This is a genomic window from Mesorhizobium erdmanii (genome assembly GCF_013170725.1).
Taxonomy (GTDB): Bacteria; Pseudomonadota; Alphaproteobacteria; order Rhizobiales; family Rhizobiaceae; genus Mesorhizobium; species Mesorhizobium erdmanii.
The window spans coordinates 1,853,559-1,879,704 of record NZ_CP033361.1 but is presented as its reverse complement, the minus strand read 5'-3'; the positions used below and the strand labels follow the sequence as shown (position 1 = coordinate 1,879,704).

Genomic DNA, 26,146 nt, shown 5'->3' with positions numbered 1-26,146 from the left:
CCATGGCCGCGGCCATGGTCGCGGCCCCGGTCGTCCGTGCCGACGACGCCCCGGACTTCCATCTCGACCTTGACACCGGGGGACATACCGCCCGGATTGCCGACCTCGCCTTTACCCCCGACGGCGAGAACGTCGTCTCGGCATCCGATGACAAGACCATCCGCATCTGGGACTGGCGGAGCGGCGTGACTCTGCGCACCATCCGCGGCTATCTCGGCACGGGAAACGACGGCAAGGTCTTCGCGATCGCGGTCTCGCCGGACGGAAAGACGATCGCCGCCGGCGGCTATTTCGGCCCCGGCCTCGGCGACAAGCCGCCCTATGGCGACATCAGGCTGTTCGACTTCGCCACCGGCAAGATCGAGGCCGTGCTCAAGGCCGCCGACTACGCCACCTATGACCTCGCCTTCTCTCCCGACGGCAAGACACTGGCCTCCGGTGGTGGCGATGGCGTCGTCAATCTGTGGAAGCAGGACGACAAGGCCACGCCTGGCTGGACGCTGGACAAGAAACTCGACGCCGATTCCTGGCACGTCGACAAGCTGGCTTTCGCGGCGGGAGGAACCCGGCTGGCGGCAACGACGACCGACAACGGCATCCGGCTCTGGGATGTCGCCAAGGGCGAGGAGATCGCCTTGCCGGATGAAGCCGAGCCATTGCGGGACATCAGCGTCCTGGCGCTGGCGGTCTCGCAGGACGGCAGCGTGTTTGCCACCGGCAGCAAGGATGGGCAGGTCCAGCTCTGGCATGCTGCTGACGGCACGCTGGCGCGCACAATGCCGAAACAGGATTTCCTCATCGGCTCGCTGGCTTTTGCAAAGGGTGCCCTTCTGGTCGCCTCCTGCGGCTATCGCTGCGCCGACAAGCATCGGTCCGTCGTCTGGAACAGCGACACCGGCGAGAAGCGGCTCGACTATGCCGGCCATGACGGCATCGTCTATGCCAGCGCAGCCAATGCCGACGGCTCGCTCGTGGCGACAGCCGGCGGCACTCGCAACGCCATTCAGGTCTGGGACCCGGCGACCGGCGAACGCAAGGCTCTGCTGCAGGGTTTGGGCGAGCCGGTGACTTCCGTCGGCATCGACGCGGCAAACGGCATCATCGCCTGGGGCAATGCCAACCCTTGCCCGGAGCGCGTGGCTTGCCCCGAACAAATGGGGGCGTTGGACAAAAGGCTGGAACTGCCTACTTCCGAGCGGTTCTTCGATGATCCGCAGCCGCTGACCGGATCCGGCTCGTTTGCGCGCGCCGCGCTGAGCGACGGCCAGTGGTCGCTGCACGCCGCGACAGGCGGCAAGGACGCGCTGGAAAACGCCGTGCTGGAGATCGCCAATGGCGGCAAGGTGGTACGCTCGATCGAGAACGATGCCACCAACGGCTTTGCCCATTCCGCCTTCACGCTGATCGACGATGGGCTTGGCCTGATCACCGGCGGCAATGACGGCACGCTGCTGGAATACAAGGCCGCGACCGCCAGGGTTTCCGGCGAATTCACCGGACATACCGGCGAGATCAACGCCATGGTCGCTTCGCAGAAGGCCGGCCTGCTGGTCACCGGCAGCGCCGACCAGACGCTCAGGCTGTGGAATTTGAAGACGCACGAGCTGATCGTGTCGATGTTCTTTGCCGGCTCGCAATGGATCGCCTGGATGCCGCAGGGCTACTATTATTCCTCCGACGAGGGCGACAAGCTGATCGGCTGGCAGGTCAACCAGGGGCGTGACCATGAAGGCCGCTTCATTCGCGCCGGCCAGTTGAAGAAATATCTCTGGAGCCCGGAAATGGTGCGCCGCGCCATTATCCTGCGCAGCGCCAAACAGGCGGTCAAGGAGATGCGGCCGGGCGTCGACAATGAGTTGCAGAAACTCTTGCAGCGCAAGCCGCCGGAATTCGGCATCCGCCTCGCCGAGGACCAAAGCAAGGCCCGCGACGGCTATGTCGCCGTCGAGATAACAGGCGCCAGGGACGCCGGAACCGATGTATCCGGCTTCTCGATCCTGTCGGACAGCCGCAATGTCGGCGACGTCACCACGCGTTCGGTGGACGGCGACAAGACGATTGTCGAAGTGCCGGTCGAGAATGGCCAAAACACCATCCGCATCACCGGTACCAACGAATTTGGCTATCTGACCGAGCGCAGCGTGACGGCGCTGGCGAGAAAGACCGAAAAGGTCGAGGCCAAGGGCAAGCTCTATGTCGCCGTCATCGGCGTCGACAAATACCCGTTCCTGACCGACGCCTGTTCGGGCCACGCCTGCGACCTGCGCTACCCCGTCGACGACGCCACCGAATTCCTCAAGGTGATTGCGCAGAAATCGGCGCCATTGTTCTCGTCGATGGAAACGCTGGTGCTGGTCAACCGCGAGGCGCTCGACGAAAGCCCCGACAAGGCCCAGCAGACCTACACCGTCGCCAACGCCGGCAACATCATGGAGCCGGACTCGCACACGATCGACGACCAGCTCGCCGACTTCCTCGACAAGCCTGGCGAGCACGACACCACCATCGTCTTCGTCGCCGGCCATGGCATCAACATCGACGAGGATTACTATTTCATCCCCACCGATGGCCGCAAACAGGATGCCGATCGCTGGAAGCGCTCCTCGCTTGTCGATTGGGGTGATATCCAGAAGTCGGTCGAACGGGCCAAGGGCATGCGCTTCATGCTGCTCGATACCTGCCATGCCGCCAACGCCTTCAATCCGCGACTGGAAAAGGACGCGCAGGACGCGCGCATCGTCGTCTTTTCGGCGACCGCCGCCAACAACACCGCCGCCGAATTGCCGGAACTCGGCCATGGCGTGTTCACCTATTCGGTCCTCGAAGGTCTGCGCGGCAAGGCGAAGACCTCGGATGGCGGCGTCACGCTGTTCGGGCTCGCCGATTTCATCTCGCGCGAGGTGGTGCGGCTGACCGCGTCGAAGCAAAAGCCGTTCTATTATGTCGGCGGCGTGGAGAACATCGTGTTGGCCGAGCCGTGAGGAGGCCAGATCCGCGTTCAGGCACCAGCCTCGCGCAGATGTGGCCCGTTATGGCAATAGTGCTATTCCTCCTGTGCATCCTCGGCCTTCCGGGCCCGGCCCAGGCAGCCCCTGTCGTCTGCCCGCCCGGCAACGAAAACTTCCCGCCCTTCTATGACGACGCCACACTGTTCAAGGACGCCATCGCCAGCGTCGCCAACGTCCCTCTCTCCAACCAGCGGCTGACCGGCATCACCGTGCCGCATCATCTCTTGGCCGCCGACCTGGTGGCTCTCGGTTTCCAGGCCGCCTCCGGCTTCCGCTACAAACGCATCGTCATCCTGTCGCCGGACCATTTCCACAAGACGCACATGCTCTATGCCACCACGCTGCGCGGCTTCGACACCGTGCTCGGCCCGGTGGCCGCCGACGGCGATGCCGTGCGCCTGCTGGAAGCACATGGAGACATGGTCGAAGAGTCCTGTCTGTTCGACAAGGAACACGGCGTGCGTGCCATGCTGCCATTCCTGCACCACTATTTCCCCGAGGCGAAGATCGTGCCGGTGGCGATGTCGGTGAAGGCGAAGCGCGGCGACTGGGACAGGCTGGCCGAGGCGCTCAAAGCCATCGTCGACCGGGACACGCTGATCGTCGAATCCACGGACTTCTCGCACTATCTGCCGCAGCATGAGTCCAGGCTTTTCGACCAGCAGACCCTGAACATGCTGGCCGCCGGCTCGCTCGAAGGCATCGCCGCGCTGCGCCAGCCGGACCATGCCGATTCCGTCGGCGCGCTTTACATCCAGACCAGGCTGCAGCGCGAACTGTTCGGCGCCCAGCCGCTGGTCGTCGCCAACGAGAATTCGCAGGAACACACGTCGGACTATGTCGAGCGGACCACCAGCTATGTGGTGGCGCTGTTCGGCGCCTTCGGCCCCGGCTTCAACAACCCGGCGCGACCCAAGGACAGCATCTACTATCTCGCCGGCGACGTTAATTTCGGCCGCGCCATGAGGAAGATCCTGGTCCGCGACGGCGTTGCCGACAGGATCGTCGACAGCGTCCTGGCGCTGACCGGATCGCGGCCGCTGATCGTCAACCTCGAAGGCGTCATCCTGCCCAACGTGCCGGAAGCGATCGACGACATGACGCTGGCCATGCCGCAAGACCTCGCCGCCAGCATGCTGAAGCGGCTGCATGTCGCCGGCGTCAGCCTCGCCAACAATCATGCCTACGATCTCGGCCCGTCGGGCTATGCCGAAACGCTGCGCGCGCTGGACGAGGCCGGCATCCCGCATTTCGGCCAGGGCGAGACGCTGGCTCTCGCCGGTCTTGACCTTGTCGGCCTGACCGACATCGATACAAACGGCTCGAGGAACACCGACCTTTTGACCCCTGCCCTGCTCGACCGGCTGCTGCATGAAAATGCTGAGCGACCGGTTGTCGCCTTCGTCCACTGGGGCCGCGAGTACAAGACCGAACCATCGCCGCGCGAGGAGATGCTTGCCGGCGAGATGCGGCTGCGTGGCGCGTCAGTTATTGTCGGCGGCCATCCGCATGTGTCGAGCGAGGCGATCGTCCCGCTTGCCGGCGGCGATGTTGCGGAAGTCTATTCGCTCGGCAACTTCCTGTTCGACCAGAGTGCCGAGCGCTCGTCAGGATCGATGCTGGAACTGCGCGTCTTTCCCCAGGGCACGATCTTCACCCGCCTCATCCCGCTGCCCAACTATTTCGAGATGGGCAGGAAATAGCCGCCTCTTGGCGGGCGTAGGGAAGGTCGAGATTCAGGTCAGGCCGAGTGGAGAATTGGCGGTTCTTGAGAACGGGGGCGGAGCGTACTGAAGTACGCGAGCACCGGCCTACGCCGGCCGTAGCCTCAATTAGACGCCGCGCCATTCAAAAATGCTTCGGCCGGCGAAGGCCGGAAGCGCAGAGAACTGTCATTCGCTGGCCGGCCTAACTAACGACACACCCTAACCGCAACCGACCATGTCGCGCGGCAGATAGCAGGCCGCCGGCTCGGTTTTGGTCTCGAACAGCGACCGCTTCGGCTTGAAATAGAAGAAGGTCACCGGCTTACTCTCGCGCACGCTGCCATCGGCAAAATGCGCCGCGATGTTGAACCTGTGGATCGACGACATCGCCGACCACATCTTCAGCCGCGCCGTATAGGCGCCGACGTTCTTGTTGCCGCGCACCGGCATGGCGATCGTGTAGTCGTGCTTGCCGATCGGGAATTCGATGTTCTGATAGCGCATCGCTTCCGGGCTGCCGCCACCGCCATCGCCACATTCGGCCATCGATTCCGGGGTCTCGAAAACCGCCATGGTCACAGAGGTGCGGAACGGCTCGCTCTGTTGGTAGACGTGACCTTCGTCATCCGTCCAGGAATAATCGAACTTGCCGATGGCATTCAGCGTCATCGCCTGTTGCATGTTGCCCAGATAGTCGGCGACCTCGCCGAACTTGATCTTATTGGTCAACTGGCTGCGGCAGACATTGAGACTGTCGACCGAAGGACAGGGAAAACGTCCCGTCTCCAGGCTGGCCGTGTCGACGCCGGCCTCGTCGAGCACGCTCTTGATCGACACGTCGGCACCTTCGCCGAAACCGCCGATGTCCTTGGTGAACATCCGGCTAGGCTGGCCGGTGGGGTTGCCATCCTCGTCCACCGTTGTGAACTGGATCGACATCTTCATGTCCTTGGCATCGCCCCAGCCATTGTTGATAATCGAGAAATCCGGCCGGAAGCCGACGCAGCCGAAATGCTCCGATATCGACAGCATCGGCTTGCGGTAGGCTTCGCTCGACGCGACCTTCATTTCCAGTTTGTCGAGCTTGACTTTTGATTGGTCTGTCGTCTTGAGGTCGACCTCGGCGAAGGCCGGCGCGTCGTCCCAGTCCTTGCTGCCAAAGACGTTGTTGGTCGTGATCTGCCCGGTGCCGTTCCAGCTATTATTGTCCTCATCCGCCTGCGGATAGATGGCAATGTCCTCGTCGCGCACCAAATGCTGGTATTGCATGTCGGACTGCTGGGTCATGCGCTGGTCGACCACGACGCCGATCTCCACCTTGTCGGCATCGCCGCTGCCGGCCTGCGCCTTGAGCAGGCCACCGACCCTGGCGTCGGCCAGAACGTCCGGGCGCAAGCCGCCGATCTCCTTGCCCATCACCCATTGCGATGCGTAGACCGTGCCGCCGGCGAGCCGCGTGGTGCCCTTGCCGTTCTTCAGCCCGCCGGTGAATGAGCCGGCAAAGATCTCACCCGTCTTCGACAGCAGCCGGCCCTCGCCGTTCGGAACGCCGGCGACGAACTGGCCTTCATAGCGGTTGCCGTCGGCATCGACATGGATGCCCTGTCCATCGAGTTCACCTGCCAGCCAATGCCCGTCGAAAACCTCGCCGGACCGCAATTCGAGCCGGCCTTGCCCATCGGGGCGGCCGTTCCTGACATCGCCAAAATAGCTGGAGTAGACGGTCTTCGGGTCATAGCTCGCCGAGCCGCGCACCCGCCACACCAGCCTGCCCTTGCCGTTGATGGTGCCGTCCTCGGCGATCGTCTTGTCGGGCGACTGGCCCGCCGCCGGCTCCCAGACGAAATCAAGGTTCTTCTCCGGATGGAAGTCCCAGACGCGGACCGCCCTGCGCAGCACCGAGCGTGTCTCGGCCTGGTAGAGGATCTGCACCCGTTCGGCCCAGGCGCCGCCGACTGGGGCCGGATCGGCAAAAGCCGTTGAAAGCATCAGCGTGGCCAGCATCGATGCGGCCGCGACCCCGAACACTGCCCTTGCCCGCGCCATCCCTTGAATCCCCGTGGAGGCCAACCCCTTGGCTGATCAAGCGTAAAGCAATTCCAGGAAAAGTGTGAGCGGTTTTCCCGGGACGGCGCCTAGCCACGCAGGAAGCGCCGGCATGAAAAAGGCGGCGGGATTGACCCACCGCCTCGCATTCTCTCAGATCCCAGCCTGGATTATTTGTACAGGCTGTTGATCCACTGAACGTTGGCTGCGTTCAGGCGCACGGCGGTGTTCGCCTCGGGGCTTTCCGCCACGTTGACGCCGGTGATGATGCGCTGCTTGGAGCTGTTGTCATAGGCATACACCGAGCTGCCGCTCGACCCCGGGAACGTATCGCAGTCGTACTGGAAATATTCCGGAGCGATGTTTTCGGCATGCACTTCGCAGCTTGTCTTCCACATCGTGCCCATCGGCTTGTCGCCGGGGTAACCAACGAGGTTGGCGGTGAAGTCGCCCAGGTCGTCATAGTTGGCGTAGCCCAGCCAACCGAGGTTGGTGCCGACATCCTGCTTCAACGTGACGATACCCAGGTCCCACGGGATCACCGAGCCGTAATAGCCCTGGTAGTTGTCGATGAAGCCCTGCAACACATAGGCGCTCTCATAGGTGAAGGCGCCGAACGGGGCGTCATCGGCGGTGCTGCCGTTGAGGCCTGGCACGAACAGATAGTCGGACAGCCAGTCCTTATCCTCATGGCTGTAGAGGCAGTGCGCCGCCGTGAGCACCGTGCGCGGGCCGATCAGCGTCGCCGAACAGCTGCCATAGCCGGTCTTCGACTTGGCTTCGAGATAGCCGATCGCCGAGAATGGATAGGTCTTGGTGTTCTTGACCTGCTCGCGATCGTCGGTGCCGAAAACCTGGCGGCCGGCTTCGCCCTCGCCAAGCCCGGGATCCTCGGTCTTGCGCGGGCCACCTTCAGCGCCGTTGGCCGGAGCGTTCAGTTCCTTGATGATGATCTCGCGCAGCGCTTCGCTCGGCTCGATCTTGATCATCTTGCCATCGGCGGACCGTCCGACGATGCCATAGGATTTGACAGCCGTCTTCTCGTCGGTGAGCGGCGCGGCGCGGCTGTCTTCGTCAGTAAGTTTCGGTGTCGTGATCGGTTTTGCCCGACCGGCCTTGAAGTCGCCTGAAGATACGTCCCGCATGCTTTCGCCATTACCGCCACTGGCGGAGCCGGGATCGGCGGCGAAAGCCGGAACAGCCCACATCGCAGAGGACAGCAATGCGGACGCTATAAAGGTGTTTGTCAGTTTCGTCATGGTGAGACTCTCCCAAAAGTCAGCAAGGACTGAATGAAAATACAGAAATATTGTCGGGATCGTGGTGACGGCGAAAAATGATATCTAGCCACCGGCATTCCGCCGAGCGTTGTTCTAAGCGGTCATTTTCAAGGCCCCCGCCAAAAAAAATCCTGCCGTGGTATACTGCCTAAAATAATCCAAGATTGGCAATGACAAATCGCTTCCACGTAGCCCGTGGGGGGCTATAGGATTTTGTGCGGGTTCTGCTCGCGGGCACGGTTGGCAAAAGTGGGATTCGGTTTTGTGACCGATCGCGCGCCGTTTCGATATGGCACGCGTGCGGATCGCCGAACCGGCAACGCCTCCTTGCACGATGCCCGGCGTCGATCCGCGGGAAATTGTCTGAGGAGGGTTCAGGTGCACACCACAAATCAATTCGGGCCAATCGTTGCCGCTTCGCTGCTTGGCATCGCCGCTACGGTCATTTCAATCAACACCGGCCAGGCGGATGAAAGCACCGTCAGGCCGGAAGCGGCGATCTCGCCGATGCAGCGGGTGACCGACGCCAGGGCCAAGGCCGCGGCGGAGAACCCCGACGGCGCCGACCGCGTCTACGGCGGCAACCAGGCCGAAAAAGGCGCCTATCCGTTCCAGGTTGCGCTGCTTACCACCGCCAGGCTGGACGAGAACCCGGCCTCGCAGGCCAATGCGCAATTCTGCGGCGGCAGCCTGATCGCCCCGCAATGGGTGCTGACGGCGGCGCACTGCCTCAACGACAAGGGCAAGCCGATCTCGCCAGACTCGGTCACCGTGCTGACCGGCGCCACCGACCTCAGCGAAGGCAAGCGCCACAAGGTATTGCAGGTCATCGTCAACGAGGGCTACAGCGAACAGACGCTCGACAACGATCTTGGCCTGCTCCGGCTCGCCGAGCCGGCCGACGCGCCGACCATCAAGCTCACCCATGAATCGACCCCCGACACCGGCAAGACCACCGTCACCGGCTGGGGCAAGATGCAGGACGGAACGTTCCCGACCACGCTGATGGTCGCCGACCTCGAGCTGCAGCCGAACAGCGCCTGCAACAGCGGCATCAAGGCCATCTACGCGCATGATCTGAAGGCAGCTCTCGGCGACCTGTCCCATCGCATGCGCTATTCGGAAAAGGGCATCGATGCCGCCGCCAACGCGATCGCCGCCGACATGACCGACCCGCTGACATCAAACATGATCTGCGCCGGCACCACCAGCGGCGTGCGCGATGCCTGCAACGGCGACAGCGGCGGCCCGCTGTTCATGACCGGCGCCGGTAGCCCGGTCCAGGTCGGCGTCGTCAGTTGGGGCGAAGGCCCGGCCGACGGCAGTGCGGCCTGCGGACACAAGGACGCCTATGGCATCTACACGCGGTTGGCCAACTACAGCAGCTGGATTGAGGCGAAGATGAAGACCCCTGCTCCGGCGCCGGAAAAGCCGAAAGCGGGACTGGGCACCGCGCAAAAGCCGAAAACACCCTGAAGCGCGGCATTTTGGGCGCACATGAAAACGGCGGGATGTCCCGCCGTTGCTTGCCGGCTTGTCAAACGGAGTTATTCCCTTGGCAACCCTATTTCCTCGGCGGACCTTTGCGCTCGGCGGAAGCCGCCCACAGATTGATGTCGGATTCGCGCGCGTAGCTGTCGATCTCGGCGAGTTCCGCGTCACTGAAATCGAGCACCTTCAGCGCGCCGACGCAGTCCTCGACCTGCTCCGGCCGGCTGGCGCCGATCAGCGCCGACGTCACCTTGCCCTTGCGCAACACCCAGGCCAGCGCCATCTGCGCCAGGGTCTGGCCACGCTTACCGGCGATGGCGTTGAGCGCCTTGATGTTGGCGATGGTGCGGTCGTTGATGAAGGCGGTCTTCAGCGACTTGCCCTGCGAGGCGCGGCTGCCTTCGGGGATGCCGCCGAGATATTTGTCGGTCAGCATGCCTTGCGCCAGCGGCGAGAACACGATCGAGCCGACGCCGAGCCCTTCCAGCGTATCGAGCAGGCCGTCCTCCTCGACCCAGCGGTTCAGCATCGAATAGCTCGGCTGGTGTATGACGCATGGCGTGCCGAGCTGCCGCAATATGTCGGCGGCCTCGCGGGTGCGCTGCGAATTGTAGGACGAGATGCCGGCATAAAGCGCCTTGCCCGAACGCACCGCATGGTCGAGCGCGCCCATGGTTTCTTCCAGCGGCGTGTCGGGATCGAAGCGGTGCGAATAGAAGATGTCGACATAGTCCAGCCCCATCCGCTTCAGGCTCTGGTCGAGGCTGGCCAGCATGTATTTGCGCCCGCCCCATTCGCCATAGGGACCGGCCCACATTTCATAACCGGCCTTGGTCGAGATGATCAATTCGTCACGATAGGCGGAGAAATCGGTGCGCAGGATTTCACCGAAAGCGGTTTCGGCCGAGCCGGGCGGCGGCCCGTAATTGTTGGCGAGATCGAAATGCGTGATGCCGAGATCGAAGGCCTTGCGGACAATCGCCTGCTTGGTCCGGTGCGGCGTGTCATTGCCGAAATTGTGCCACAGCCCGAGCGAGATCGCCGGCAGCTTGAGACCGGACCGTCCGCAACGGTTGTAGATCATCTTTTCATAGCGATTTTCGGCAGCGACATAGGGCATTGGGAAAAATCCTCGGATGTAAACAGACCGCACGGCTTCATCGCAAACGCGGTGAGCCGGCCCGGCGCCCTTTTACCCTCTCCCCGGCGGTACGGGGAGAGGGGCAGGTCAAAATTATCGATAATCCTGCGCTACTTCTTTTTCGCCAGCAATTCCTTGGCGGCCTTGATGCCAAGCGCGGCCGGCCGCTCGCATGTGGTCTGCATGGCCACGAACTTGCCGGTTTCGCCGGAACGCAGGAGGCCGGTCATGACATCGACGGCATGCAGCGCCAGTTCCATCGAGCAGCGGTGCGGCCGCCCTTCGACGATCGCCAGCGCCATGTCGGCGAGGCCCGATGTACGGTAGTTGGCCATCATGCCCTGGCCGTGCATCTCATTGGGCACGCCAAGCGGGTGCTTCCATTTCGGCAGCTTCTTGACCGGCTTGCCCTCTTCGGTGAAGCGCACGTCGCCACCGAAGAAGTTCGGGTCCGGCACGAAAACCGTGCCCGCCTCGCCATAGAGCTCCATCGGCGCGTGGCCGTGCGCCCATACGTCCCAGCTGGTGTTCAGCGTCACCACGGCGCCATTCTCGAACTCCAGCAGACCGTGGATGGTGGTCGGCGTGTTGACCGGGATTTTTTCACCCGCGCGCGGTTTCGATGAAATCGTCCGCTCCTTGGCCGGGGTCGTGGCAAAAGCCGCCACCTGCTTCACCGGCCCGATCAGCTGGATCAGATTGGTGATGTAGTACGGACCGATATCGAGCACCGGTCCGGCGCCCGGCTGGAAGAAGAAATCCGGATTGGGGTGCCAGTGTTCCATGCCGTGACCCATGACATGGCAGGTGCCGCTGGTGATCTTGCCGAGCTTGCCCTCGTCGATCAGTTCGCGCACCAGCTGGTGCGCGCCGCCGAGGAAAGTGTCGGGTGCCGAGCCAATGCGCAACCCCTTCTTCTCCGCCCGCGCCTTGAGATCCTGGCCCTCCTTGAGCGAGAGCACGAACGGTTTTTCCGAATAGACATGCTTGCCGGCGTCGAGCACCCGCTTCGACACCTCGTAGTGCACGGCCGGTATCGTCAGGTTGACGATGATGTCGATGTCGTCGGCCTCGAGCAATTCCTCGACGGTCTCGGCGCGCAGCTTGAACTCCTTTGCTCGCGCCCTCGCCGCGTCCATGTTGATGTCGGCGCAGGCGCGCATCTCGATGCCGCGAAACAGCGGCGCCAGCGAAAAATACGCCTTCGAGATGTTGCCGCAGCCGATGACGCCAATACCCAGTTTCTTTGCCATGTTGATTGTTCCTAGTAAGCCTTGACGGATGCGATCGAGCGGCGGGCGAAGCGCTCGATATCGTTGGGGTTGTCCTGTTCCATGACAAAGTATTTCGCCGCGCTCTTGGCCCGCAAGACCTTGATCAGGCCAGCCCAGTCGATCGTACCGTGGCCGACATCCGACCAGCCATCCTCGTCCAGTCCTTCGCCCGGCCTGGCAATGTCCTTGACATGCACGGCGACGATGCGCTTGCCGTGCTTCTCGATCCAGGGCAGCGGATCGGCGCCACCGCGCACCACCCAGGCGAGGTCCATCTCCCAGCCGATATCGGGGGCGGCAGACAGGATGTGGTCCTGCGGCACGGAACCGTCGGCGAGTGCCTTGAACTCGAAATCATGGTTGTGCCAGGCAAAGCCGTAGCCCGCCTTCGCGGCAACCTCGCCGACCTTGGCCAGGCGTTCGCCGAAGCCGCGCCAGCCGGCGGCATCGGACGGCCTGTCCTCGGCCATCAGATAGGGGCAGATCAAGAGCTTGATGCCGAGCGCGTCGGCTGTCGTGCGAACGCCGTCGAAATCCTTCTCCAGCGCATCGATCGAGAAATGCCCGGTCGGCATGGCAAGACCGTTCTTGTCGAGTTCGGCGCGGAAGGCCTTGGGATTTTCATAGACGCCGCCGAAGCCTTCGACTTGCGTGTAGCCGAGCTTGCCGAGTGTGGCGAGCACGCCCTCCCAGGGCTGGAAATTGCGGGCGCTGTAAAGTTGGAATGACCAGTTCATCGTCTCTGTCCGTTCTGCTTGGGGATAGTCTTTGGGAAGATGGTTCTCGGGGCCTACATGCGGTTGCCGGATGGTGTCTCGAACAAAGAGGCGCGGGCCGGATCAAAGCCGATCCGTACTGGATCGCCAGTGCGCAGCGTCTTTTCCGCCTCGACACGGAAGGAAAAATTGCGGCCGCCGAGTTTGGTCCACACCAGCGTGTCGGAGCCCATCGGCTCGACGATTTCGACTGCGGACTCGGCCGTGAACGGCATAGCCTTGGCAGCATCTCCAAAGGCAATGTGCTCGGGCCTGATGCCGAACACGCAGGGCTTACCCCCGCCACCGGCATCGTTGTCGAACTCGTAGCGGTCGAGCGGTATCGAAACGCCGTCGGCGGTGAAAGTCGCGGCATTGCCCGCTTCCAGTTGCCCCTCGATGAAATTCATCGCCGGCGAACCGAGAAAGCCGGCGACGAACCGGTTGACCGGACGATTGTAGATGGTCTGCGGCGCGTCTAGCTGCTGGATGACGCCGCCCTTCATCACCGCGATGCGGTCGGCGAGCGTCATCGCCTCGATCTGGTCGTGGGTGACGTAGATCATGGTGTTTTGCAATTTGCGATGCAAAAGCTTGATCTCGACGCGCAGTTCGGATCGTAGCTTGGCGTCAAGATTGGACAGCGGTTCGTCGAACAGGAAGACGTCGACATCGCGCACCAGCGCCCGCCCGATCGCCACGCGCTGCCGTTGACCGCCGGAAAGGGCGGAAGGCTTGCGCTGCAACAGCGGCTCGATCTGCAGGATCTCGGCAGCGCGCGCGATGCGTTTGGCGATCTCGTCCTTGGGCACGCCCGCGACACGCAGGCCGAAGGATAGGTTCTTCTCGACGGTCATTTGCGGATAGAGCGCATAGGACTGGAACACCATGCCGATGCCGCGATCCTTCGGCTCTTCCCAGGTGACGTTCTTGCCCTTGATGAAGATGCGGCCCTTCGAAATGTCGAGCAGCCCGGCAATGCAGTTGAGCAAGGTCGACTTGCCGCAGCCGGAGGGTCCGAGCAGCACGATGAACTCGCCCTCGGCGATGTCGAGATTGAGTGTCTGCAGAACCGACACCGCGCCATAGTTCAGCGACAGGTTCTGGATCGATACGCTGGGACTAGTGATTTCTGCCATTATCACCCTTTCACCGCGCCGGCAGCAATGCCACGCACGAAAAGCCTGCCGGAAATGAAATAGATGACGAGCGGGACCAGCCCGGTCAGGATGGTGGCCGCCATATTGACGTTGTATTCCTTCACGCCCTGCACGGAATTGACGATGTTGTTGAGCTGCACCGTCATCGGGTAGGTGTCAGGACGGGTGTAGACGACGCCGAACAGGAAGTCGTTCCAGATGCCTGTCACCTGCAGGATGACGGCGACGACGAAGATCGGCAGCGACATCGGCAGCATGATGCGCAGATAGATGCCCCAGAAACCGGCACCGTCGACACGCGCCGCCCGGAACAGCTCCTCCGGCATGGAGGTGAAATAGTTGCGGAACAAAAGGGTCAGGATGGGCATGCCGAAAATGGAATGGACGATGACCAGGCCAGTGAGGCTGCCGTAGAGCCCGATCTCGCGCAGGATGATGACGATCGGATAGATCATCACCTGATAGGGGATGAAGGCACCGACGATCAGGATGATGAAGAACGTGTCGGCGCCCTTGAAGCGCCAGTTGGCCAGCGCATAGCCGTTTACCGATGCTATCGCGATCGACAGGATCACCGAGGGCACGGTGATGCGAACGGAGTTCCAGAAGCCGCGCGATAGTCCGTCGCAATTCAGCCCGGTGCAAGCCGTCGACCACGCCTTGACCCAGGGCTCGAAAGTGATCTCGAGCGGTGGCGAGAAGATGTTGCCGAGACGAATTTCCGGCATGCCTTTGAGCGAGGTAACGACCATCACATAGAGCGGCAAGAGATAGTACAACGCCACCAGGATGAGCGTGCCATAGAGGAAGATGTTGCGGCGCGAGAACACGTGACGCGGCTTCGGTCCACTTGGGCCCCAGGCATCGGCATTGATGGAGGGGGACGGTGCGGAAAGGGAAACGGCATGGTCAGACACGCTTCCTGCCTCCGAATTCGAGATAGGCCCACGGCACGATGACGATCATCACCGAGAGCAGCATCATGGTGGAGGCGGCAAAACCCTGGCCGAGATTCTGGGCGAAGAACATGTAGTCATAGACATACTTCGCCGGCACTTCGGAGGCGATGCCGGGGCCTCCGCTGGTCTGGGCGACGACCAGGTCGTAGACCTTGACGATGCCCGATGCGATGATAACGAGCGTGGTGATGAAGACCGGCCGCATCATCGGGATGATGATGAACAGGTAGGTCTTCCACATCGGAATCCCGTCCACCCGGGCCGCCTTCCAGATGTCCTCGTCGATGCCGCGCAGGCCGGCCAGCATCAGGCACATGATCAGCCCGGTGCCTTGCCACAGCGCAGCGATCGATATGCCGTAGATGACGATGCTGGAATTGTAGAGCGGATCGAAGTCGAAGCTTGTCCAGCCAAGGCTTCGAATCACACCCTGGATGCCGAAGTCCGGATTGAGCAGCCATTGCCAGACGAGACCGGTGACGATGAAGGAGAGCGCGAAGGGATAGAGGAAGATCGTGCGGAACGTGTCTTCGAAGCGGATCTTCTGGTCGAGCAGCGCCGCCAGGACGAAACCGATCACCAGCGAGAACACCAGCGAGATCACGCCGTAGATGAGGAGGTTCTCGATCGAGACCAGCCAGCGCGGCGTCGCCCACAACCGGTAGTATTGGTCGAGGCCGACGAAATTCAGCCGCGGCAACAGCTTCGAATTGGTGAAGGAATAGAGCACCGTCCACGCCGTGCCGCCGACGAACACCACCAGAGCGGTGAGGATCATCGGGATCGAGGCGACCTTCGCATTGAGGTTGCGAAACAGTCGGCTGGGGCGTTCGCTCTTGCTCATCGGTACAGCCACGCTGGATCGGGTAAGGGCGGCGCGTTCCCGGCCTGGCGCACCAGGCCGGGAACGAAGGAGGCCTGCGATATCAGTCCGCCGTCGCGATGATGGCGGCGAAGCGCTTCTGCGCCTCTTCCACGGTCATCTCGGGCTTGGCAAAGAACTCGGAGAACAGGTCCTCCTTCTGCTTCTGGCTGTCCTGCGAAAGCAACTGGTCCGTCCATGGAATGACGGCGCCCTTGGCCAGGATGGCGAGACCCTTCTTCATACAATCGTTCGCCGCGTTGAGGTCGACGTCGCCACGCACGGGCAGTGAGCCCTTCTTGAGATTGAAGGCAACCTGGGTCTTGGGATCGAGCAAGGTCTCGGCCAGCACTTCCTGCGCCTTGGCCTTGTCGGCATCCTTGAGCAGCGGGAAGTAGAAGGCATCGCCGCCGGTGGCGATGACCTCGTTCAGGCCAAGGCCAGGAAGACAGGTATAGTCCTTGCCGGCGGTCTTGCCGGCCACTTGGAATTCACCTTGCGCCCAGTCGCCCATGATCTGACCGCCGGCTTTGCCGGTGATGACCATGTTGGTGGCTTGGTTCCAGTCCTGCACATTGGTGTTCTTGGCCATCTTGCGGGCATCGTCGGCCGCCTTGAACACCTTGGCGACTTCGGGACCGGCTGCGAACTTGGCGTCCTTGTCCTTGTAGACCTTGAGGAAGGTGTCGGTGCCGCCGACCGCGGCAAGCAGCACGTCGAAGGCGCCGGACGACTGCCAGGCCTGCCCGCCGACCGCGAGCGGCACGATGCCTGCCTTTTCCAGCGCTGGGGCGGCCGCAACGAGTTCATTCCAGTTCTTCGGCAGCGGCACGCCGGCCTTCTGGAAGGCTTCGTTCGAGAGCCACAGCCACTGCCAGGAATGGATGTTGACCGGCACGCAGTAGATCTTGCCGCCGATGGTGCAGCTGTCGAGCAGGCTCTTCGGCCGCACGACCTCTGTCCATTTGCCCTTGGTGGCGACATCGGTGAGGTCGCGCATCAGGCCGGCCTGCACCAGCTCTTCCGCTTGCCGGCCATGATTGAACTGAGTGGCGCCCATCGGATCGCCGCCCGTGATGCGGCTGATCATGATCGGCCGTGCCGTACCGCCGGACCCGGCAATGGCGCCGTCGACCCAATGATTGCCGGTGGCGTCGAAAGCCTTGGCAAGTTCCGCGACCGCCGCCGCCTCACCGCCGGAGGTCCACCAGTGAGTGACTTCCAGGTCCGTGGCAGTGGCCGGACCGGCGAACTGCAGCGCGGCCGTCGCCGCCAGCACGGCGGTCAAAAGTTTGTATCGCATTTCGGTTCCTCCCAGAATCTGAAACGTTACAGATTTTCGATACGGCAATTGCGCGGATGGTGCAACCCCAGGAGTGAAGGATGTCCGATATTTTTCGAGCCGCGAACAAAATCCATTGGCCGGAGAGTCCATTGTGCGTCGCAATATGAGCTATTGCAGTGCAAAATAAGCAAAAGCCGGCAAAATGGCAGGAAGGATGACGGTTCGCCTTGGATTCTCTGGAGAATTCACGCTCACGTGTTTGCTTCCGCATTCGCCAGTCAGGCCATGAGATTGGCAATCTGTAACGTTTCAGTATATTGACACCCCGACGGGTTAAAATCATGCCACGCCGCCAATCGCGGCGATTGCCGACCAGGCTTGCGGCTGCTATGCGCCTGACGGGCGGGACGAATGGACAGACGGCGAACGGAAAAGAACGACGAGACGTCGGCGCAAGGGCGGCCGACGCTGAAGACGCTTGCCTTCATGACCGGGCTCGGCGTCACCACCGTATCGCGCGCCCTGAAGGATGCCCCCGAGATCGGCGCCGAAACCAGGCGCCGCGTCCAGCTCGTCGCCAAGCAGATCGGCTACCGGCCGAACCGGGCCGGCGTGCGCCTCAGAACCGGCAAGACCAATGTCATCAGCCTCGTGCTCAATACCGAGCAGGAGATCATGAGTTTTGTCTCCGACATCATTTACGGCGTCTCGGAGGTCATTGCCGACACGCCCTACCATTTGATCGTCACGCCTTATTCGCGCTCGCAGGATCCGCTTGACCCAATCCGCTATCTGGTCGAGACCGGCTCTGCCGATGGTGTCATCATCTCGCGAACGCAGCCGAATGATGCCAGGGCCCGCTATATGCTGGAGCACGGCATTCCCTTTGCCACGCATGGCCGCACCGATATGGGGCTGGTCCATCCCTATCATGATTTCGACAATCACGCCTTCGCGGTCGAAGCGGTGCGGCGCCTTGCGAGCATGGGACGCCGCAAGCTCGCTCTGCTGGCGCCACCCGTCGGACTGACCTATCACGGCCATACGGTCAACGGTTTTGCCGACGCCCTGAGCGAGGTCGGCGCCAGCGAGGTCCCGTTCAGCACCGTCTCGATCGACCATTCGATCGAGCAAATCAGGACGAGGACGGCGCAGCTGATGCGCCGCGACATCAGGCCGGACGGTTTCGTCAGCAGCGCCGCGGCGGCGACACTGGCACTGGTTGCCGGCATCGAGGATGCCGGCCTCAAGCTTGGCCGCGATGTCGACATCGTCTCCAAGCAATCATCGGACCTTTTGCACCTGTTCCGGCCCGAACTGCTGATCGTCAACGAGAACTTCCGGCTGGCAGGCTCGGAGCTCGCCCGCTCCGTGCTCGGCTGGATCAGCGGCGCAGCACCTGGCTCGCTGCAAAGTCTCAGCGTGCCAGGCGAGGTTCTTGCCTACCAGCGCTCCACGGACTAACCCGCAGCCCCGCTCCCCCACGGGCCGTGGAACGCGCCCTGCTCGCCGATGCGTTCGAAGCCATGCGCACCGAAGAAGTCGCGCTGCGCCTGGATCAGGTTCGAGGTGCCACGGCCCTGGCGGTAGCTGTCGAAATAGGCAAGAGCCGAAGACAGCGCCGGCACCGGCGAGCCGGCCTCGGAAGCCCTTGCCACGATGCGCCGCAGCGACGGATGCGCCTCCTGCATCAAGGCGATGAAAGCCGGCGCCATCAACAGATTGGTCGCCGCGCCGCCGCTGCTGAAAGCCTCGGCCATCGTATCCAGCATCTGCGAGCGGATGATGCAGCCGGCGCGCCAGATCCTGGCGATTGTCGGCATCGGAAGGTTCCAGTTGAATTCCTTCGAGGCCCCGCTCATCACGGCGAAACCTTGCGCGTAGGCGGCGATCTTGCCGGCGAACAGCGCCAGTTCGAGGTCTTTCAGCAGTGCGTCCTTGTCGCCGGAAATCTTTGTCACGCCGATCGTGCCATAGGCTTTTTCCGCCGCCAGCCGCTCGTCCTTGATCGACGACAGCACGCGTGCCGCCACCGCCGCCTCGATCGCGGTCGCTGGAATGCCGAGCTGCTGCGCCTCGATGACAGACCATTTGCCGGTGCCCTTCTGGCCGGCACGGTCGAGGATGATGTCGACCACCGGCCTGCCGGTCTTGGGATCGTCGGCGGCCAGCACCTTGGCGGTGATCTCGATCAGGTAGGAATTGAGCCGGCCCTTGTTCCAGTTGGAAAACACCGTGCCGATGTCCTTCGGCCCCATGCCCAGGCCATCACGCAGAATGCCGTAGATTTCGGCGATCATCTGCATGTCGGCATATTCGATGCCGTTGTGGATGGTCTTGACGAAATGCCCGGCACCATCGGTACCGAGCCAGGCGGCACAGGGTTCGTCCTTGAATTTTGCCGAGATGGCGGTGAGCACGTTTTCGACACGCTTCCACGACTCTTCGGTACCACCGACCATGATCGACGGCCCGTGCCGCGCGCCCTCCTCGCCGCCGGAGACGCCCATGCCGATGAAGGTGAGGCCCGAGCCGGACAGCTCGGAGAAGCGCCGCATCGTGTCGCGGAAATTGGCGTTGCCGGCATCGATGACGATGTCGTTGTTGGACAGCACGCCGCGCAAGGCTTCGATCTGTTCGTCGACCGGCTTGCCGGCCAGAACCATGATGATGATCGGGCGCGGCGGCCGGATCGCCGCGGCAAGCTCCTCCAGGCTGTAGCAGGGGACAACCATGTTCCTCAGCGCGCCGGCATTCTCGACAAAGGCGTCGGTGCGGGCGCGGGTGCGGTTGAAGACGGCGATGCGGTGCCCGTGTTCGGCGATGTTCAGCGCCAGGTTGGAGCCCATCGTGCCAAGGCCGATCAGGCCGATTTCGGCTTTTTCCATCGTTTCTTCCCTGCTTTCGGATCTTGTTGGTTGGAGCCCGCGATTTGGCGGATGATTGACGAGCGTTCAGTGCCGCGTCAACCGCCTGGCTTCGCAAGCGGCCATATAGACCATCACGGCCTGATGTCCACCGGCGCTTCGATCTTCACGATCTGGAAGTCCGAAATCAGGATGTCGATGCGCACCGTCCAGCGGCCGGGAACCGGAATGACGAGGTTGTCGACACGCCAGCTGCCATCGCCCGGCTTGGTAGCCGCGCGCTTCAGCGGTTCGATGCCGGAATCGGGTTTCGACAGCACCAGCGTCACTTCCTTGGCGTCGAGCGGGCCGAAATCACCGGTCATGATGATCATCGAGGCCCCGACCTGGCCGGCATGGCCTGGTGTGATGCTGAGATCGGCCATCGCCTGTAGCGTATGGATATGGACTGAAACCGGCTGCGCCGCCGCGATCGCCAGCGCCCGCGGCGGCGGCGTGAAGCGCCAGCCGGCGGCCACGCCGAAGATCGCCAGCACGAGCAGCATCTCGACCGAAATCGAGCGGGTCAGCCTGCGTTGCACCTCCGTTGCCCCCGCCTCGACCGAGGCGGTGAGTTTCCAGCGGTTGACGGCGGCCAGCGTGAACAGGAAGACCAGTAGCGCGAGCTTGACCAGAAGCAGCCGGCCATAGGCGGTACCGACCAACGCCGAGGGCGTCTGCACCTGGATGACGGCGAGCACGATGCCGGCCGTCGCAAGCACGGCCACGACAGGCAGGATCGCCAAGGAGAAACGGTGCAGGAAAACGACGGCATCGGCCGTTTGACGCTTCAGCGCAAGGCCGAGCGGCACCAGCGCGCCGGCCCAGAAGCCAATGCCGGCGCCATGCACGAAAACCAACGGCCGCGTCAGCCATTGCGGCTCAGCCGCGCTGGCGTGGCCGCTGGCCGCAAGTGCCGCGCCCACACCGGCCAGTGCGGCCAGCGCAAAGGGCCTGGCGGCCCGGCGCGGGCCAGCCAGCGACAAGAGACCGAACCCCAGCGAAACCAGGGCGACCTGCACCGTCCAGCCGAAACTGGTGCCGAGCCCGGTCCGCCAGATTATCGGCTGCGCCAGATGGGAAAGCGGCGCACCGAGCGCGTCGAGCCCCTGAAAGCCGAGCGACAAGGGTGCCGCCACCAGCCCGCAAAGCACCGCCGCCGAGACAAAACGCTGACCGGGTCGTCGCTCGCCACTCAGCCAGGCCAGCGCGAAGGCGCCGCCGACGCCGATGAAAAGACCGATGTAGAGCAAAACCTTGCCGATCCAGATCGCCGAGCGCAGCGGCCAGTCGACCGCTTCGGATATGGCGGGCGGCTCGCTTGGCGCACCGATGGAAAACAACAGCGAGCCGCCGACCGGATGGCCGTCGGCGGAAATGACACGCCAGCTCAGCACATGGGTGCCGGACTTGAGCGCTTGCGGATTGTCGATCTCGACCGTCTGGTCGGTAAGGCGGAAGGACGTCAGTGGAAGCGGCGTGCCGTCGGGCTTCACCAGAGTGAGCACGAGCGGCGAAACCGGCTCGCTGAAAGTCAACGACAACCGTGTCGGAGCCTGTGCCAGCACGGCACCGTCGGCCGGATCCGTCTTGATCAGCGCGGCATGGGCAAAGGCCTGATCTGTCGATGCCATGACGGTAAAAGCCATGAGCAGGGCCAGTAGCCCACCGGCAAGCCAGCCGGATAGCTTGCTGGTGGTATCGACCATCGGAGACGATATTGCGGTCATGCCATGCCACGGTGACGCGGCGCGCTCCGGCAATCGGAGCGCGCCAAGGAGAAAACTATTTCTTCGGCGTGAGCTTGATGCCGGGCGCCGGGTTCTCCAGCGCGTCTTCATCCTGCCCTGCCGCCGGTATCTCGATCCAGCGGTCGGTGGCATCGCCGCATTCCTGCACCACCGGGAAGTAGAGCTTCTGGCCGGCCGGCAGATCCGCGGTCAGCGTGGCGCGGAAGACGAACTCGTCATAGAATTCATCCGGCAGATTGCCGCCGCTCCAGTCGACTTCCTTGACGCCGTCGGTCACCGCTTGGCCATAGAGCTGGTAGGATTTTTCATATTTGCCCTTCTTGGTCTGTAGCGTCCAGCCCGGCTTCGGCATCGGCTTCACCGCGATCGCCCCTTCCGGGATCTGCACGCGCACGGCGGTCGTTGCCTTGCCGTCGCAACCATGTGGCACGCGCAGCACCGCCTTGTAGGTCGAACCGACAGCCGCTTCCTGCGTTTCGAGCGTGATGTGCGAAAAGGCGACGTTCGTCCCCAGCACCAGAAGCGCTGCGGCCGCCAAAAGATACTTGTTCATGATGGTCCCTCTAGAATCCTGATCGGTACGACGGCCGGTTTATTCGTTGTCTTCTTGGGGTGCCGCGCTGCCAATGGCTTGAACGGCGAATTTGATCGTCACCGTCCCCGCCTTTTCGAAGGTCAGCGTGGCGGCGAACATCTCACCTTGCTTGGGTGGCTGCTTCAAATCCATGAACATCACATGATAGCTGCCGGGACCCAGAACGACCTTGCCGCCGGCCGGAATTTCGAGACCGCCGGTAACCGGCCGCATGGTCATGACGCCGTCCTTGACGCCCATTTCGTGCAGCTCGGCCTTTCCGGAGATATCGGAGCTAATCGACACCAGCCGGTCCGGCGTGCTGCCATTGTTGGTGATGGTGAGATAGCCGCCGGCCACCTTGGCGCCGGCCGGCGTGGCACGCGACCAGGGATGCCCGATCTCGAGATCGCCGACTTTGAATTCATGCGCGAAGACCGTCTGGGCGCCTAAGAACAACACGACAAAGGCCAACACGGCAATGCCGAGACGCTGCTCTAGGGTGCGCCGGACGGATCTGTTGCGGCCGAGCATGGGACGCGGGGCGATTGGGAAGGAATAGGACATGGTTGCTCCATGAAGTAATGATCGCGCCGTCGCCGGTCGCGAGCCGTTTGATCTTTGGATAGGTGGGCCGGCGAAAGGTTTCACCGGACAATCTGGCTCAGGCCGCCAGCGGCGGCGCGCGCGGGTTCGACGGCGTGCGTTCGCGCGCAAAATCGAGGTGAATGCTCGCCGGAAAGACGAAGGCGACCGCTCCAAAGGACAGGCTGGCCAGGGCTAGCCCGGCATCGGGTGGCGGGGCGAAGGCCGATGAAAACATGCTGCAGCCAAGCGTGCAACAAGCCGGCAGGTGCGAAGGGTGCTGGTCGCCGCCAGGAAGCTGGGTGGCGCCATCGTGGCTACAGATGACATTGCCGAAAGCGTCGAGCTGCGCGGCATTCGGCCCCGTGCCGAAGGCAAACGCGCCGAGCGTCGACTGCAGCAGCAGCAGGTAGGCCGCGACCAGCGCGACCGGCATGCTCCAGCGTCTCCCCCGGCTGTTCAAACGATTTCCCTCTTCAGCGACCTGGAAACATCCCTATCATGGTAGCGTCAGGCCGAAAATCGGGAATTCGATGCTGCGGCAACGCGGCGCGACTGGTGCTTGCCGTCGAAAAGTGCGCAGCGGTTTTGGGATAACGACAGGCATAAGACAGAAACTTGAGCCGCGGCGCGGCTCAGGGTTTTTGCGAGGGTCGGTTTTCCGGGATCGACGTCAGCAATGTCTGGCGCGCCGACTTCAGGTGTTTGCGGCAGGCGGCGTCGACCTTGCCGAGGTCGCGCGACTTGAGCGCCTCGATATAGGCAAGATGCTCGCCGACCGCGACTTCGTTGCGCTCGCGTTCCTGCGCCTTGTTCCACTGGTAGTGGTAATGGAAGATCATGGCGATGACATCGTAGAAATCGACGATGAAGCGGTTGCGCGAAGCGCGATGGATGAGCCGATGAAAGCGCTCGTCCAGCTCGGAAAATTCGTTGAAGCGGGTGGCGATCTCGCTGGCCAACAGGCGATGCTCGTCCTCCAGGCGATCGAGATCGGCCCAGACCGCGCTGTCCTGCGGCAGCGCGGCGAAGGCAGCCGCAGAGCGCAGTTCGAACATCTCGCGGATTTCGGTCAGTTCGAGCGCGAAAGCCCGCGTAAAGCCCTTCAGCACCCAATGGCTGTTGCGGCGTTTCTCGATCAGACCGAAGCGCGAGAAGCGGATCAGGAACTCGCGCACGCTGGTGGTACCGACTCCGATCTCGCGCGCCAGTTCGAGCTCGTTGATCTGCATGCCGGCCTCGGCGCCGCCGGCGAGCAGCCGCCGCATGAACGAGCGCTCGATGATCTCGGCCAGCGTGTCGGTCTCCTCCTCGGGGAAGAAATCATCCGGACGCGGGTCTCGCAGTACCGTCTTGGCGCGTTTGTTCCAGGCGATCAGCCCGGTTTCCTCCATGCGCGTCAGGATGCTGCGCACGGTGGTGCGGCTGACGCCGAGCAGCGCGCCCAGTTCCGGTTCCGACGGCAGGCTGCGCGTTTCGTCGAGCAGCCTGAGGCACCTGTTGTAGGCGTCCTTGTAGACGTTGTTGCTCTTCGACATTCCCTGCCCCACTCGTGCCGGCGCTTGCGGTGGCCGGCTTGAAGCGCAATATGACGTTCCCATGACCCTGAAAAGCAGGAAACGCTTTCGCTGGGGTCCCGTCCGTTGTTTGCCGCGCCGCCACTGCCAGAGGCACGCGCGGCGCCTGCGAAAAAACAATTGACGCAAAACTGTTTTTTCACGATAAAAGACATTAACTCTTAACAGGCGCGTGTCAATCCGCGCATCCCAGGATCACCCAGGAAACCGCCCGTGAACGTCTCCAATACCATTCTTCTGTCCCCCGCCGACAATGTCGCCGTTGCCAATGGCCGCATCGAGATCGGCACCGTTCTGCCGGGCGGTGCGTCTGCCACCGCCGTCATCGAGCCCGGCCACAAGGTGGCGATCAAGCCGATTGCCGCCGGCGAAGCCGTGGTCAAATATGCCCAGGCGATTGGCCGCGCCACGCAGGACATCGCGCCGGGCGAGCACGTCCATTCGCACAATCTGGTTTTCGAGGCCGGCCGCCTGCCGGTGGTGCCGCCAAGCGAGGCCGAGCATGCGACCGAAGCCGACCGCGCCCGCACCTTCATGGGTTTTCGACGCGCCGACGGCCGCGCCGGCACGCGCAACTTCATCGGCATCGTCGCCAGCGTCAATTGCTCGGCCACGGTCTGCCATTCCATCGCCGACACCGCCAACCGGACCTTGCTGCCGAAATATCCCGGCATCGACGGCTTCGTGCCCATCGTCCACGGCCAGGGCTGCGGCATGAGCGGCACCGGCGACGGCATGATGGTGCTGCACCGCACGCTCGCCGGCTATGCCCGCCACCCGAATTTCGGCGGCGTGCTGATGGTCGGCCTGGGCTGCGAGGTCAACCAGCTCACCCTCTACGGCCAGAAGGGCGTCGCCGCCGGCAAACGCCATTTCAACATCCAGGACGCCGGCGGGTCGCGCAAATCGGTGGAAAAGGCGATGGGGGTGCTGGCCGAGATCGCCGAGGAAGTCGGCCAGCTGAAGCGCGAGCCGATCCCGGTCTCGGAGATCGTCGTCGGCCTGCAGTGCGGCGGCTCCGACGGCATGTCGGGCATCACGGCCAATCCGGCGCTGGGCGCGGCCGTCGACATTCTGGCCGGCGTCGGCGGCATCGGCATCCTCTCCGAGACCACGGAAATCTATGGCGCCGAGCATCTGCTCGCCTACCGCGCGGCGACGCCCGAGATCGCCAAAAAGCTCGATGGCTATGTGAAGTGGTGGGAAGACCACGTCGCCAAGCATGGCGCCTCGATCGACAACAACCCCTCGCCCGGCAACAAGCGCGGCGGCCTCACCACCATCCTGGAGAAGTCGCTGGGCGCGGTTGCCAAGGGCGGCCAGACGCCCCTCAACGGCGTCTTCGGCTATGCCGAAAAGGTCACCGGCAACGGACTGGTGTTCATGGACACGCCCGGCTACGACCCGGTCTCGGCCACCGGCCAGGTCGCCGGCGGCGCCAATGTCATCGTCTTCACCACCGGCCGCGGATCCTGCTTCGGTTGCCGGCCGACACCGTCGATCAAGGTCGCCACCAACTCGACCATGTATCATCAGATGGAAGAGGACATGGACGTCAATTGCGGCGTCATCGCCTCGGGCGAAAAGACCATCGCCGGCATGGGCCGCGAGATCTTCGAACTGATTGTCGAGACGGCTTCTGGCCGCAAGACCAAAAGCGAGGATTTCGGCTATGGCGACAACGAGTTCGTGCCCTGGCATCTCGGCGCGACGCTCTAATTCTCTGAGCAATTCCTAGGGGATGCGCCATGCGCTTCTCCCGGGAAAACCGCTACTCACCTTTCGT

General features: G+C 63.0%; 20 protein-coding genes. 5 read left to right on the top strand and 15 right to left on the bottom strand.

What is annotated here, in order from left to right; all coding sequences use genetic code 11:
* The first annotated feature begins 2 nt into the window (after positions 1–2).
* Both EB233_RS09040 and amrB read left to right on the top strand, forming a co-directional pair.
* Positions 3–2,981 (top strand): caspase family protein, encoded by a 2,979-nt coding sequence (locus tag EB233_RS09040; protein ID WP_064991965.1) that lies wholly within the window; start codon positions 3–5, stop codon positions 2,979–2,981.
* A 50-nt stretch (positions 2,982–3,031) separates the two neighbouring features.
* Positions 3,032–4,711, top strand: a complete 1,680-nt coding sequence (gene amrB, locus EB233_RS09035; protein ID WP_244277820.1) for an AmmeMemoRadiSam system protein B — start codon at positions 3,032–3,034, stop codon at positions 4,709–4,711.
* A gap of 222 nt (positions 4,712–4,933) precedes the next feature.
* Here amrB and EB233_RS09030 read toward each other — a convergent pair whose 3' ends face one another.
* Together EB233_RS09030 and EB233_RS09025 are read right to left on the bottom strand one after the other, a co-directional pair.
* Positions 4,934–6,760 (bottom strand): MORN repeat-containing protein, encoded by a 1,827-nt coding sequence (locus EB233_RS09030; RefSeq protein ID WP_064991963.1) that lies wholly within the window; start codon positions 6,758–6,760, stop codon positions 4,934–4,936.
* A 170-nt stretch (positions 6,761–6,930) separates the two neighbouring features.
* Positions 6,931–8,019, bottom strand: coding sequence for a trypsin-like serine peptidase (locus EB233_RS09025; protein WP_064991962.1), 1,089 nt, complete (start codon positions 8,017–8,019; stop codon positions 6,931–6,933).
* A 399-nt stretch (positions 8,020–8,418) separates the two neighbouring features.
* Between EB233_RS09025 and EB233_RS09020 the strand changes: the two genes are divergently transcribed.
* Complete coding sequence (locus EB233_RS09020) at positions 8,419–9,516, top strand: serine protease (RefSeq protein WP_064991961.1); 1,098 nt, start codon at positions 8,419–8,421, stop codon at positions 9,514–9,516.
* Between the two features lie 88 nt (positions 9,517–9,604).
* On the opposite strand, the gene mgrA is transcribed toward EB233_RS09020, so the two are convergent.
* The 7 genes from mgrA to EB233_RS08985 all read right to left on the bottom strand — a co-directional run bounded on the left by mgrA (position 9,605) and on the right by EB233_RS08985 (position 16,985).
* Positions 9,605–10,651 carry an L-glyceraldehyde 3-phosphate reductase gene (gene mgrA, locus EB233_RS09015; protein WP_027054413.1) on the bottom strand — a complete coding sequence of 349 codons (1,047 nt, stop codon included), beginning with the start codon at positions 10,649–10,651 and terminating at the stop codon, positions 9,605–9,607.
* Positions 10,652–10,782: 131 nt separating this feature from the next.
* Positions 10,783–11,925, bottom strand: a complete 1,143-nt coding sequence (locus EB233_RS09010) for a Gfo/Idh/MocA family protein (protein WP_064991960.1) — start codon at positions 11,923–11,925, stop codon at positions 10,783–10,785.
* Positions 11,926–11,936: 11 nt separating this feature from the next.
* Entirely contained in the window at positions 11,937–12,683 is a 747-nt protein-coding gene (locus tag EB233_RS09005; protein ID WP_027054411.1) for a sugar phosphate isomerase/epimerase family protein, read from the bottom strand.
* 53 nt (positions 12,684–12,736) lie between these two features.
* Positions 12,737–13,840, bottom strand: a complete 1,104-nt coding sequence (locus EB233_RS09000) for an ABC transporter ATP-binding protein (RefSeq protein ID WP_064991959.1) — start codon at positions 13,838–13,840, stop codon at positions 12,737–12,739.
* 2 nt (positions 13,841–13,842) lie between these two features.
* The gene (locus EB233_RS08995) at positions 13,843–14,778 is read right to left on the bottom strand and encodes a carbohydrate ABC transporter permease (protein ID WP_064991958.1); all 936 of its coding nucleotides are present in this window, start codon (positions 14,776–14,778) and stop codon (positions 13,843–13,845) included.
* Positions 14,771–15,664, bottom strand: a complete 894-nt coding sequence (locus tag EB233_RS08990) for a carbohydrate ABC transporter permease (protein ID WP_064991957.1) — start codon at positions 15,662–15,664, stop codon at positions 14,771–14,773. Before EB233_RS08990 ends, EB233_RS08995 begins: the two co-directional genes overlap by 8 nt.
* A gap of 82 nt (positions 15,665–15,746) precedes the next feature.
* Complete coding sequence (locus EB233_RS08985; protein ID WP_064991956.1) at positions 15,747–16,985, bottom strand: ABC transporter substrate-binding protein; 1,239 nt, start codon at positions 16,983–16,985, stop codon at positions 15,747–15,749.
* Between the two features lie 393 nt (positions 16,986–17,378).
* Between EB233_RS08985 and EB233_RS08980 the strand changes: the two genes are divergently transcribed.
* Entirely contained in the window at positions 17,379–18,431 is a 1,053-nt protein-coding gene (locus tag EB233_RS08980) for a LacI family transcriptional regulator (protein WP_064991955.1), read from the top strand.
* Here the strand turns inward: EB233_RS08980 and gndA are convergent.
* The 6 genes from gndA to EB233_RS08950 form a co-directional block, all read right to left on the bottom strand.
* Entirely contained in the window at positions 18,428–19,855 is a 1,428-nt protein-coding gene (gndA, locus tag EB233_RS08975; protein WP_064991954.1) for an NADP-dependent phosphogluconate dehydrogenase, read from the bottom strand. The two genes, EB233_RS08980 and gndA, sit on opposite strands and share 4 nt — an antisense overlap.
* Positions 19,856–19,968: 113 nt before the next feature.
* A complete protein-coding gene (locus EB233_RS08970) occupies positions 19,969–21,603 on the bottom strand; it encodes a copper resistance CopC/CopD family protein (protein WP_081294334.1) in 1,635 nt (544 codons plus the stop codon).
* 55 nt (positions 21,604–21,658) lie between these two features.
* The gene (locus EB233_RS08965) at positions 21,659–22,177 is read right to left on the bottom strand and encodes a YcnI family copper-binding membrane protein (protein WP_064991952.1); all 519 of its coding nucleotides are present in this window, start codon (positions 22,175–22,177) and stop codon (positions 21,659–21,661) included.
* Positions 22,178–22,216: 39 nt separating this feature from the next.
* Positions 22,217–22,765 carry a copper chaperone PCu(A)C gene (locus EB233_RS08960; RefSeq protein WP_064991951.1) on the bottom strand — a complete coding sequence of 183 codons (549 nt, stop codon included), beginning with the start codon at positions 22,763–22,765 and terminating at the stop codon, positions 22,217–22,219.
* A gap of 97 nt (positions 22,766–22,862) precedes the next feature.
* Positions 22,863–23,219 carry a DUF2946 family protein gene (locus EB233_RS08955; RefSeq protein ID WP_064991950.1) on the bottom strand — a complete coding sequence of 119 codons (357 nt, stop codon included), beginning with the start codon at positions 23,217–23,219 and terminating at the stop codon, positions 22,863–22,865.
* 199 nt (positions 23,220–23,418) lie between these two features.
* Positions 23,419–24,321: a GntR family transcriptional regulator gene (locus EB233_RS08950; RefSeq protein ID WP_064991949.1), complete on the bottom strand. Its 903-nt coding sequence runs from the start codon at positions 24,319–24,321 to the stop codon at positions 23,419–23,421.
* A gap of 252 nt (positions 24,322–24,573) precedes the next feature.
* Here EB233_RS08950 and EB233_RS08945 point away from each other — a divergent pair, with 252 nt between their 5' ends.
* Positions 24,574–26,079 (top strand): UxaA family hydrolase, encoded by a 1,506-nt coding sequence (locus EB233_RS08945; protein ID WP_064991948.1) that lies wholly within the window; start codon positions 24,574–24,576, stop codon positions 26,077–26,079.
* Positions 26,080–26,146: the final 67 nt, after the last annotated feature.

What these genes read in the sequence shown, in the direction of transcription:
- gndA (WP_064991954.1), bottom strand. Translation starts at nt 19,855, where the DNA reads ATGGAAAAAGCCGAAATCGGCCTGATCGGCCTTGGCACGATGGGCTCC.
- EB233_RS08955 (WP_064991950.1), bottom strand. Translation starts at nt 23,219, where the DNA reads ATGCCGGTCGCGCTGGTCGCGGCCTACCTGCTGCTGCTGCAGTCGACG.
- EB233_RS09040 (WP_064991965.1), top strand. Translation starts at nt 3, where the DNA reads ATGGCCGCGGCCATGGTCGCGGCCCCGGTCGTCCGTGCCGACGACGCC.
- EB233_RS08950 (WP_064991949.1), bottom strand. Translation starts at nt 24,321, where the DNA reads ATGTCGAAGAGCAACAACGTCTACAAGGACGCCTACAACAGGTGCCTC.
- EB233_RS09000 (WP_064991959.1), bottom strand. Translation starts at nt 13,840, where the DNA reads ATGGCAGAAATCACTAGTCCCAGCGTATCGATCCAGAACCTGTCGCTG.
- amrB (WP_244277820.1), top strand. Translation starts at nt 3,032, where the DNA reads ATGGCAATAGTGCTATTCCTCCTGTGCATCCTCGGCCTTCCGGGCCCG.
- EB233_RS08980 (WP_064991955.1), top strand. Translation starts at nt 17,379, where the DNA reads ATGGACAGACGGCGAACGGAAAAGAACGACGAGACGTCGGCGCAAGGG.
- EB233_RS08985 (WP_064991956.1), bottom strand. Translation starts at nt 16,985, where the DNA reads ATGCGATACAAACTTTTGACCGCCGTGCTGGCGGCGACGGCCGCGCTG.
- EB233_RS08960 (WP_064991951.1), bottom strand. Translation starts at nt 22,765, where the DNA reads ATGTCCTATTCCTTCCCAATCGCCCCGCGTCCCATGCTCGGCCGCAAC.
- EB233_RS08990 (WP_064991957.1), bottom strand. Translation starts at nt 15,664, where the DNA reads ATGAGCAAGAGCGAACGCCCCAGCCGACTGTTTCGCAACCTCAATGCG.
- EB233_RS09025 (WP_064991962.1), bottom strand. Translation starts at nt 8,019, where the DNA reads ATGACGAAACTGACAAACACCTTTATAGCGTCCGCATTGCTGTCCTCT.
- EB233_RS09005 (WP_027054411.1), bottom strand. Translation starts at nt 12,683, where the DNA reads ATGAACTGGTCATTCCAACTTTACAGCGCCCGCAATTTCCAGCCCTGG.
- EB233_RS08965 (WP_064991952.1), bottom strand. Translation starts at nt 22,177, where the DNA reads ATGAACAAGTATCTTTTGGCGGCCGCAGCGCTTCTGGTGCTGGGGACG.
- mgrA (WP_027054413.1), bottom strand. Translation starts at nt 10,651, where the DNA reads ATGCCCTATGTCGCTGCCGAAAATCGCTATGAAAAGATGATCTACAAC.
- EB233_RS09030 (WP_064991963.1), bottom strand. Translation starts at nt 6,760, where the DNA reads ATGGCGCGGGCAAGGGCAGTGTTCGGGGTCGCGGCCGCATCGATGCTG.
- EB233_RS08970 (WP_081294334.1), bottom strand. Translation starts at nt 21,603, where the DNA reads ATGACCGCAATATCGTCTCCGATGGTCGATACCACCAGCAAGCTATCC.
- EB233_RS09010 (WP_064991960.1), bottom strand. Translation starts at nt 11,925, where the DNA reads ATGGCAAAGAAACTGGGTATTGGCGTCATCGGCTGCGGCAACATCTCG.